This window comes from Cryobacterium sp. 10I1, assembly GCF_035019805.1.
Classification (GTDB): domain Bacteria; phylum Actinomycetota; class Actinomycetes; order Actinomycetales; family Microbacteriaceae; genus Cryobacterium; species Cryobacterium glucosi.
In genome coordinates, this window is sequence record NZ_JASJVF010000719.1 from 1 (window position 1) to 206 (window position 206).

The window sequence follows — 206 nt, forward strand, 5'->3', positions numbered from 1 at the left end:
GGGGCCGGCGTTGTGCGGGGCGGGCGCAGCTTTCAGGGTGAAGTGCTTGCCGTTGATCCACACTTCCACGTTCGCGGTGCGCGCGGTCGGGTCGTCATGACCGATGACTTTGATCGTTGCCGTGCCCGCTGCCCCGCTCGGGACGGGTTGGGCGATGTCGCTGGTCAGCACGGCCGAGGCATACTGGGTGCCGGCACCGTTGAAGC

Annotated in this window: 1 protein-coding gene; it reads right to left on the reverse strand. The window is 68.0% G+C overall.

The genetic code is table 11. From position 1 onward, the window contains the following. The coding region (locus tag QN345_RS20700; protein WP_323509289.1) for a hypothetical protein at positions 1–206 on the reverse strand (206 nt) is incomplete at both ends.